The organism is Dechloromonas denitrificans (genome assembly GCF_001551835.1).
In the GTDB taxonomy this organism is placed as follows: Bacteria; Pseudomonadota; Gammaproteobacteria; order Burkholderiales; family Rhodocyclaceae; genus Azonexus; species Azonexus denitrificans.
The window spans coordinates 93,302-102,545 of record NZ_LODL01000035.1 but is presented as its reverse complement, the minus strand read 5'-3'; the positions used below and the strand labels follow the sequence as shown (position 1 = coordinate 102,545).

The window sequence follows — 9,244 nt, the reverse complement described above, 5'->3', positions numbered from 1 at the left end:
GTGCCGAGCAACGCAGAAATGCCGGGGGCCTTCGGCGAGCACTGTCTGAGGGGCGCAGCCCCGAGTTGCGCAGCCGCCCGGTGTTTCGAGTAGCGCAGGGAATCCCCGAAGGGGACACCGACCCAGGGGTGGCCTTTTCTTTGGCTACTTTCTTTTGGCCACCCAAAAGAAAGTACGCCCGCCAGCAAGGCGGAACCCCAAACCAGCCAAGCGTAACCATCGCCAACAATCTGCACCACGCCTGACCAAGAACACTCCAAGGAGAACACTCATGCTGTCCCTGAAAGACCAAAACCTGCTCCGTCAAGCCTGCTACATCAACGGCACCTGGGTTCCCGCCGACAGCGGCGAAACCTTCCCGGTCACCAACCCGGCCACCGGCGAAACCATCGCCACCGTACCGCGTTGCGGCGCCGCCGAAACCGAGCGTGCGGTGCAGGCGGCCGAGCAGGCCCTGAAAACCTGGCGCGAAACGACCGCCGTCGAGCGCAGCCGCATCCTGCGCCGCTGGTTCGACCTGATGATGGCCAACCAGGAAGACCTCGCCCGGCTGATGACGGCCGAGCAAGGCAAGCCGCTCGCCGAATCGCGCGGTGAAATCGCCTATGCCGCCGCCTACGTCGAGTGGTTCGCCGAGGAGGCCAAGCGCGCCTACGGCGAAGTCATCCCGTCGCCGTTCAAGGACCGCCAGCTGGTCGTCACCAAGGAGCCGGTCGGTGTCTGCGCGGCGATCACGCCGTGGAACTTCCCGTCGGCAATGATCACCCGCAAGGTCGCCCCGGCGCTCGCTGCCGGCTGCACCATCATCCTCAAGCCGGCCGAGCAGACGCCGTTGTCGGCACTGGCCCTGGCCGAACTGGCTGAACGGGCCGGCGTCCCGGCCGGTGTCTTCAGCGTCGTCACCGGCAAGGCTTCGGCCATCGGCGGCGTAATGACGGCCAGCCCGATCGTCCGCAAGCTGACCTTCACCGGCTCGACGCCGATCGGCCAGTTGCTGATGGCGCAGTGCGCCGGTACGGTCAAGAAGATGTCGCTGGAGCTGGGCGGCAACGCGCCGTTCATCGTCTTCGACGACGCCGATCTTGATGCTGCGGTGGCTGGTGCCATCGCCTCCAAGTACCGCAACGCCGGCCAGACATGCGTCTGTTCCAACCGCTTCCTGGTCCAGGATGGCGTCTATGACGCCTTTGCCGCCAAGCTGGCGGCCGCCGTTTCTGCCTTGAAGGTCGGCAACGGCACGGAGGAGGGCGTCACCCAGGGGCCGCTGATCGACGACGCCGCGATTAACAAGGTCGAGGAGCTGGTCAAGGATGCCGTCGACAAGGGCGCCCGCGTCGTCACCGGCGGCAAGCGCCACGCGCTGGGCCGCACCTGGTTCGAGCCGACCATCCTGGCCGACGTGGTGCCGGGCATGGCCGTGGCCAAGGAAGAAATCTTCGGCCCGGTGGCGCCGCTCTTCCGCTTCAAGAGCGAAGCCGAAGCCGTGCAGATGGCCAACGACACCGAGTTCGGGCTGGCCGCCTACTTCTTCTCGAAGGACCACGGCCGCGTCTGGCGTGTCTCCAAGCAGCTCGAATACGGCATGGTCGGCGTCAATACCGGCCTGATCTCGACCGAGGTTGCCCCGTTCGGCGGCGTCAAGATGTCGGGCATTGGCCGCGAAGGCTCCAGTCACGGTCTCGACGAGTACATGGAAACCAAGTACCTGGCGCTCGGCGGCCTGTAAACAACCGGAGTCATTGCCGCCCCCCAAGGGCACTTCCTTTGGGGCGCCTGAGCGGGAATGACCTATCAAGCAGACACCTTCTTAATGACGACTTCTGCCATCGAACCGGCCCGCGAGGGCCGTTTCATTTTGTTGCTCGGCGCGCTGGTCGCCTTCGGGCCGCTTTCGATCGACCTCTACCTGCCGGCTTTACCGGCAATGGCGGTGGGTCTGGCGGCTTCGGCGGAAGCGGTGCAGCTGACGATCACCGTCTTCCTCGCCGGTTTCTCGGTCGGCATGCTGTTTTATGGGCCAATCTCCGACCGCTACGGGCGGCGCACGGTACTGCTCAGCGGTATTGCCATTTTCGCGCTGGCCAGCCTGGCCTGCGTGCTGGCGCTGGCGGTCGAGCAGCTGATCGTCGCCCGCTTCCTGCAGGCCCTGGGCGGCGGCGCGGCTTCGGTGCTGGCGCGGGCCGTCGTCCGCGACGTCTATACGCCGACCGAGGCGATCCGCAAGCTGTCGCTGATGGCCATGGTTACCGCCATCGCGCCGTTGCTGGCGCCGATTCTCGGCAGCGTCCTGCTCGAGCATTTCGGCTGGCGGGGCACCTTCGGCGCCTTGCTCGCCTGGGGGCTGCTCAGCCTGCTGGTCGTCTGGTTCCAGTTGCCGGAAACCCTGCCCGCCGAGCGCCGCGGTCAACTATCGCTGGCCAGTGCTTTTGCCGCCTACGGCCGGCTGCTCTGCGATCCGGTGGCGCTCGGCCTGCTGCTGGCCGGTGGCATGTCGTTCGCCGCGATGTTCGCCTACATCACCGGCGGCCCGTTCTATTTCATCGAGCTGCACGGCTATTCGCCGCTGGCCTTCAGCTTGCTGTTCGCGGCCAATGCCCTGGGTATCTTCGCGGCCAATTATCTGAACAGCCGACTGGTGCGCAGCCAGGGGGCGGCAGTGATGGCCGGGGTCGGCAGCGGCTTCGGCTTTGTTGGCGCCTTGCTGCTGTGGGTCGCCAGCGGCGTCGGCGATGCGCTGCCGGCGGTGCTGGCCGGGCTGTTCATCGTCGTCAGCATGACCGGTCTGCTCGGTGCCAACTGCGTTGGCTTGCTGATGGCCCGCTATCCGCAGAACGCCGGCGCTTCGGCAGCCCTGTTCGGGGCCAGCCAGTTCGGTCTCGGCATGCTGGCCAGCGCAGCGATCAGTTATTTCCATGATCCAAACGGCAGAGCCATGGCCTGGGTCATTCTGGCGGTATCGGGCATGTCGCTGCTCGGCTGGTTTTGTTTCCGCCTGTGCGGCGAACGCCGTTAAGGATTCAGGTCCAGGCAACTATTCGGAGGGACGACATGAACGCCATCTCATGCCATGACGCAGACCTTCATCTGGCCAGCGAATCCCATTACCTCGGGGTGCGCGCCGAGCAGGCGCTGGGCACTCCCGATGCGACGCTGTTCAGTCTGGATGTCGATGAAGCCTCGACCCGGCTCTCCGACGTCTACAACAGCAACCGCCTGCGCCTGGCCGGGCGGCCGCAGGATTTCCGGATGCGCCTGCGGACCTCGCAACTCGGGCGCCTGGGGCTGGCAACGCTGGCCTTCGGGGCGGAAATCGATATCGAGCAATCGGGCGACCGTCCCTTCGTGCTGGTCACCACCCAGGTCAGCGGTTTCTCTCGGGTGACGACGGCGGTCGGTACGGCCGAAGGTGGCCGCGGCTTCGTCGTCGTCGATTCGGCTGGCCAGTCGGTGCGCAAGCGCTTCAGCGGCGACAGCGAGCGCTGCAACGTGCGTGTCGACCAAGCTGCCATCGACGCCAAATGCGCCGCCTTGCTGGATCGTCCGCTTGACCGCCCTCTGCATTTTTCCCCCTTCGGTTCCAACAACGGCTCGGTCCAGCGGCGCTGGATGGGCCTGCTGCAGATGTTGCTCGGCTATGTCGGGGCGACGGCACCGGCAGCGTCCGAACCGATCATCCACAACCTGGAAGAGGCGGTGCTGCTGCACCTGCTGCTCGAACATGAACACTCGTACAGCGAAGCACTGCGCCAGGCGAGGACGGGGCTGGCGCCGCGCCATGTCAAGCGGGCCGAGGACTACATCCGGGCCAATGCCCGGGAAGCCCTGACCCTGGCGCGGATTGCCGAGGCGGTCGGCTGCAGCGTGCGCACCCTCGGCGAAGGTTTCCACAAGGCACGCGGCACAACGCCGATGAACTTTCTGCGCCAGGTTCGCATGGCCGGCGTGCGCAGCGATTTGCAGGGCGATTGTCGGCCGGGCGGCATTGCCGAGATCGCGCTGGCCTGGGGCTTCAATCATCTGGGTCGCTTTGCCGCCGACTATCGCCGCTGTTTTGGCGAATCGCCGTCGGAAACCCGGCGCCGGGCTACCTAGGCAGCAACAATCCGCCGGATGCGGATAGCCGGCGCCGGATCCGGATAGTGGCCGGCGGGGCGTCTTCCTATGATGTGGCGGTGGGCTTTCAGCCCATCGTGCAAACAACATCGAGGAGACCCCCATGATAATTTCATTACCCCGCCGCCTGCTGCTGGCCGGCGTTGCGCTGGCGGCGGCGCAGGCCGCCCAGGCCCAGGAAGTCACGTTCAAGATTGCCCATTTCCTGCCGGCGGTCGCCACCACCCAGAAGCAGGTGCTCCAGCCCTGGTGCGACGAAATGGGGCAACTGTCGAACGGCCGCATCAAGTGCCAGTTTTACCCGTCCATGCAGTTGGGCGGTACCCCGGCCCAACTCACCGACCAGGTCAAGAATGGCGTCGCCGATATCGTCTGGACGGCGCCCGGCTACAGCACCGGGCGCTTCCCGAAGACCGAGGCGCTCGAACTGCCCGGCGTTCTGCCGTTGGGCGGCTTGTCCGGCGGCCGTGCCGTCTGGGATTTTTACGGACAGCAGCTCAAGGATGAGTACAAGGATTTCAAGGTGCTGGCCATGCATGGCGACGGCGGCATGAATATCCATACGGCCGGCAAGCCGCTGGCGACGGCTGCCGACTTCAATGGCATCAAGCTCCGCTCGCCCAACCGGACCATTGCCCGGACCCTGAAAGCCCTGGGCGCGACGCCGGTCGCCATGCCGCCGGCGCAGGTTACCGAGGCCATTTCGAAAGGCGTGGTCGATGGCGCATCGGCGGTCTGGGAGGTCATGCTGCCGACCAAGCTCGACGAAGTGACGAAATACCATTTCGAGACCCCGGCTGAACGGCCGGTGATGGGGGCCACCATCCTGGTCGTGCTGATGAACAAGCAGAAGTACGAGTCGCTGCCGGCCGACCTCAAGGCGATTATCGACAAGACCTCGGGGCTGGCGCTGGTCGAGCGTTATGGCAAGGCCTGGGACGAGGCGTCGATTGCGGCGCGCAACAAGGTCAAGGCAACGCCGGGCCATACCCTGACCGTCGTCTCGCCGGGCAACTACGATGCCATCCTGAAACAACTGGAAGTCGTCGAAAAGGAATGGCTGAGCGACGCCAAACAGAAAAATATCAACGGTGAAGCGCTGGTCGCCGCCGCCCGCGAAGCGGCCCGCAAGCAGAAGAACTGAACGCCACATCACATCGACAAGGAATACCGACATGAATCCACAAGGCAACTACTACGATCATCCGCAACGCTTCAGCGCCGAGGAATGGGCGCTGCGTGTCAAACTCGCCGGCGTCTACCGGATCTTCGCCTACCTCGGCTGGGACGAACTGATCTACAACCACATTTCGGTGCGTGTGCCGGGGCCGGAAAAACACTTCCTGATCAATCCGTTCGGCTTGCACTACCAGGACGTCTGCGCCTCCAACCTGGTCAAGGTCGATATTAAGGGACAGATCATCGGCCCCTCGGACTGGCCGATCAATCCGGCCGGCTTCACCTTCCACTCGGCCATCCACGACAAGGTGGCGGACGGTCATTGCGTGATGCACGTCCATACCACGGCGACCCAAGCCGTCTGCTGCCTGAAGGATGGCCTGTCGTACAGCAACTTCTACGCCGCCCAACTTTACGGCAAAGTCGCCTGGCACGAGTTCGAGGGCATCACCGTGCATCTGGAGGAGGGCGAGCGCATTTTGCAGAGCGCCGGCGACAAGCCGGTGCTGATGCTGCGCAATCATGGTCCGGTGGTGATCGGGGCGACGCTGGCTCAAGCCTTTTCGCTGATGTGGCTGGTCAACCGGGCCTGCGAAATCCAGCTCGCGGCGCAATCGATGGGCGCCGTCGTCGACATTCCGGAGCCGGTGCTGCGCAAGTGCGTCGCCGATTCGCTCAATTTCGATCCCAAGTTCGGGGCGGGCGAAGATGCGCTGGCGGCGATGACCCGGATCATCGATCGGCTCGACCCGTCCTACCGCAACTGAGCGATTGCCCGGTCGGCTGGCAGGCCAGTCGACCGGGCGTTGGGGCCGGCAAAGCGGTGGCCTGAAGCATGCTCCGTGGTGGTAAAAATACGTTAATATGTTAGCAATTTATCGCCCGGTCGCCGCTGTTGTGGCGCCAGCGTTTAGTATTGCTCTCCCCCCATGGTCGATAACCCGATGTCCACTCTTGTTTTGCCGCCGGCGATCCGTTCCTTGGCGCACCGCAATTTCCGGCTTTACTTCCTCGGTCAGGCGATTTCCATCCTCGGTTCGTGGATCCAGCAGGTGGCGCTCTCCTGGCTGGTCTACCGGCTGACCGGCTCGGCCGCGCTGCTCGGCGTCACGGCCTTTTGCGCCCTGATCCCGCAGTTGCTGGTCGGCCCGCTGGCCGGGGCCTGGATCGACAAGCAGGACAAGCGCAAGTGGCTGATTGGTATCCAGTCGCTGCTCGCCGCCCAGGCCTTCCTGCTGGCCGGGCTGACCTGGTCGGGGCTGATCGGCACCGGCTTCATCATCCTGATGTCGCTGACCCTGGGCATCCTGAACAGTTTCGATACCCCCTTGCGGCAGTCGCTGATCGGCAGCTTTGTCGGCAGCCGCGAGGATTTGCCCAACGCGCTGGCCCTCAACGCCATGCTGTTCAATGCCGGGCGCTTCGTCGGGCCGCCGATTGCCGGCCTGCTCGTCGGCCTGACTTCCGAGGCCGCCTGTTTCGCCATCAACGGTTTCTCCTTCCTCGCCCTGATCGGCGGTCTGCGCTTTATCCAGATGACGGCTTCGCCGCGGGCCAGCGGTTCGGTCGGCCAGGTCTTCAAGGAAGGCGTTTTGTATGCCTGGCAGACGTGGACCGTCAGGATGCTGATCATCACGCTGATCGGCCTCAATCTGACCGCCTCGGCCTATGCCGTGCTGCTGCCGGTCTTCGCCCGCGACGTCTTCGCCGGCGATGCAACGACGCTCGGCTGGCTGTGGGGGGCTGCCGGTTGCGGCGCCTTCGCCTCGACCATCTTTCTCGCCACCCGCAAGACCATTCCCGGCCTGATTACCGCCGTCGTCGCCGGGGTGGCGATCAGCGCCGTCGCCTTGCTGTTGTTCGGGGCGACCACCCGCTTGCCGCTGGCGCTGACGGCGATGGTTGCCCTCGGTTTCGGCATTTCAGTGTGCAATGTCGGCATCAACATGATTTTGCAGAGTGCGGCGCCGGACCAGCTGCGCGGCCGCATCGTTTCCTTCTTTACCTCGGCCCGCTTCGGCTTCGACGCGCTGGGCGGCCTGATCGCCGGTTTCGTTGCCGGCGCGCTCGGGGCTGGGCAGACCTTGCTGTTCGAAGGCGTCGCCCTGTTCCTTTTCGTAATCTTCCTGCTGACCCGCCGTCACCGTCTGACGGCGCAGGTCTCGGCAGCGCATGGAGAAAGCAGCAATGGACATTGAAATGATCGCCTCGCTCGGCCTCGGCAGCGCCGATCAATTGGCCGACAAGGCGCTGGCCGCAGCGGCCGAAGCCGGCGTAAAAGTGTGCGTGGCGGTGGTCGACCGCGCCGGTTACCCGCTGGTTTTCAAGCGCCACCCGGGGGCACCGTTCCACTCGATCGACATCGCGCTCGACAAGGCCTACACCGTGGTCAGCTTCGGCCCGGCCACTGGCAAGTGGGAGGCACGCCTGGCCAAGGGTTCGGAGCAGTTGCGCCATGGCTTGATGCAGCGCCAGCGCTTCGTCGGCTTCGGCGGCGGCCTGCCGGTCAAGCATGAAGGCGTGCTGGTCGGCGCCATCGGAATTTCCGGTGGCAGCGAGGCGCAGGATGTGGCGTTTGCCGAGGCTGCGCTGGCGGGCTTGCTTGCTGGCGGCTGATTGGTCTGGCCGGCGGGATGCCCGGCTAGGGATGTTTGGCTTGATCGACATTGATCGCTACCTGCCAGGGTTGGATCAAGCGAACCGTAGGCCTTGAGCAACTTGCCGCTTGAAGCCTGGCGCATACTTGCTTGACGGAACGGGCAACAGCCAAGGGAGAGAGTGGATGGACGAATTCATGCAAGCCGCCATTGCCGAGGCGCAGGCCGGGCTGATCGAGGGCGGCATTCCGATCGGCTCGGTGCTGGTGCATCGTGGGGTCATTCTCGGTCGCGGCCACAACCGGCGCATCCAGCAGGGCAGTGCCATCCGGCACGGCGAAATGGATGCCCTTGAAAATGCCGGCCGGCTGCCGGCCAGCGTTTATCGGGAATCCGTCCTCTATACGACCCTGTCACCCTGTGCGATGTGCAGCGGGGCGATTCTGCTGTATGGCATTCCCCGGGTGGTCATTGGCGAAAACCAGAGCTTTCTGGGTGAGGAAGATTTGCTCCGCGCCCGTGGCGTCCAGGTGGAGGTTGTTCAGGACTCGACCTGCATGGCCATGATGCAGACCTTTATCGCCAGCAATCCGGAACTCTGGAATGAGGATATTGGCGAATCCGACTGAGCGAGTGCAGAAGTGAATGGCGGCGATGCCGAAAATCTTCGGCGCGCCGCTCAGCGAATCAGCAGCCGCGGGAACCAGCGGGTTTGCGGGGCGATCTCCGAACGGTCCGCTGGTCCGTAGGGTGGCGTCGAAGGATCGGCGGGCGGGGCGCCGATCTGGGCCAAATCGACGGCCTCCGGTATGCCGACCAGGCCCGCGCTGGTCAACTGCAGGCGGTAATAGAGGCCATTCCAGAGTTTGGCCCCGAACTCCTGCTGCGTCTTGAACAGAAACAGCAGCGAATGTTCGAGCCAGCGCAGATCGACCGCGCTGACCGTGTGCGGATTCGGGTAGGGGTAGGGCACATGGCACTGGATCTCATTCTGCCCATCGAGACACTTGAATTCCTTCATCGACAGGAAATAGTCCTTGAAGACCCGATGATCGAGCTTGATCTCGAATTGCGTCAGCTCACCCGCCGGCTTGAAGACGATCGTTCCCAGATGAATCGGACTGCCTTCGCGGGGTTCGATCAACAGCGTCTTTTCGCCATTCATTTCCCAGGCCAGCGCAGGCAATGCGAACAGCGCCTGCAGGGCAAGCAGGCCGCAGGCCATCTTTCCCGCCAATGTCTTCATGGCATTCCCTCCTGTCGTCATCGCTTAGCTTACCAATTGGCCGGTGCATGTGCATTGATCCTGAAGCAGGTTTGTAGCGCCGCCAGTTAGCTGAGGCGTTCGAACTGGT

General features: G+C 64.2%; 9 protein-coding genes. 8 read left to right on the top strand and 1 reads right to left on the bottom strand.

The genetic code is table 11. The features are described 5' to 3' along the window. Positions 1-271 precede the first annotated feature (271 nt). The 8 genes from AT959_RS15245 to AT959_RS15210 all read left to right on the top strand — a co-directional run bounded on the left by AT959_RS15245 (position 272) and on the right by AT959_RS15210 (position 8,518). Positions 272-1,726 carry an NAD-dependent succinate-semialdehyde dehydrogenase gene (locus AT959_RS15245; RefSeq protein ID WP_066884746.1) on the top strand — a complete coding sequence of 485 codons (1,455 nt, stop codon included), beginning with the start codon at positions 272-274 and terminating at the stop codon, positions 1,724-1,726. 84 nt (positions 1,727-1,810) lie between these two features. Continuing rightward, on the top strand, positions 1,811-3,013 hold the full coding sequence (locus tag AT959_RS15240) for a Bcr/CflA family multidrug efflux MFS transporter (RefSeq protein WP_205629941.1): 1,203 nt from the start codon (positions 1,811-1,813) through the stop codon (positions 3,011-3,013). A gap of 35 nt (positions 3,014-3,048) precedes the next feature. Continuing rightward, a complete protein-coding gene (locus tag AT959_RS15235) occupies positions 3,049-4,092 on the top strand; it encodes an AraC family transcriptional regulator (protein ID WP_066884738.1) in 1,044 nt (347 codons plus the stop codon). Between the two features lie 124 nt (positions 4,093-4,216). Then, positions 4,217-5,257: a TRAP transporter substrate-binding protein gene (locus tag AT959_RS15230; protein WP_066884736.1), complete on the top strand. Its 1,041-nt coding sequence runs from the start codon at positions 4,217-4,219 to the stop codon at positions 5,255-5,257. Positions 5,258-5,288: 31 nt separating this feature from the next. Then, entirely contained in the window at positions 5,289-6,059 is a 771-nt protein-coding gene (locus AT959_RS15225; RefSeq protein WP_066884733.1) for a class II aldolase/adducin family protein, read from the top strand. A gap of 177 nt (positions 6,060-6,236) precedes the next feature. Next, positions 6,237-7,490 carry an MFS transporter gene (locus tag AT959_RS15220; RefSeq protein ID WP_066886381.1) on the top strand — a complete coding sequence of 418 codons (1,254 nt, stop codon included), beginning with the start codon at positions 6,237-6,239 and terminating at the stop codon, positions 7,488-7,490. Further along, positions 7,480-7,908, top strand: a complete 429-nt coding sequence (locus AT959_RS15215) for a GlcG/HbpS family heme-binding protein (RefSeq protein ID WP_066884730.1) — start codon at positions 7,480-7,482, stop codon at positions 7,906-7,908. Before AT959_RS15220 ends, AT959_RS15215 begins: the two co-directional genes overlap by 11 nt. Positions 7,909-8,074: 166 nt before the next feature. Further along, on the top strand, positions 8,075-8,518 hold the full coding sequence (locus tag AT959_RS15210) for a nucleoside deaminase (protein ID WP_066884727.1): 444 nt from the start codon (positions 8,075-8,077) through the stop codon (positions 8,516-8,518). Between the two features lie 50 nt (positions 8,519-8,568). Here the strand turns inward: AT959_RS15210 and AT959_RS15205 are convergent, their stop codons facing one another. Then, positions 8,569-9,135, bottom strand: a complete 567-nt coding sequence (locus AT959_RS15205) for a hypothetical protein (RefSeq protein ID WP_066884724.1) — start codon at positions 9,133-9,135, stop codon at positions 8,569-8,571. Positions 9,136-9,244: the final 109 nt, after the last annotated feature.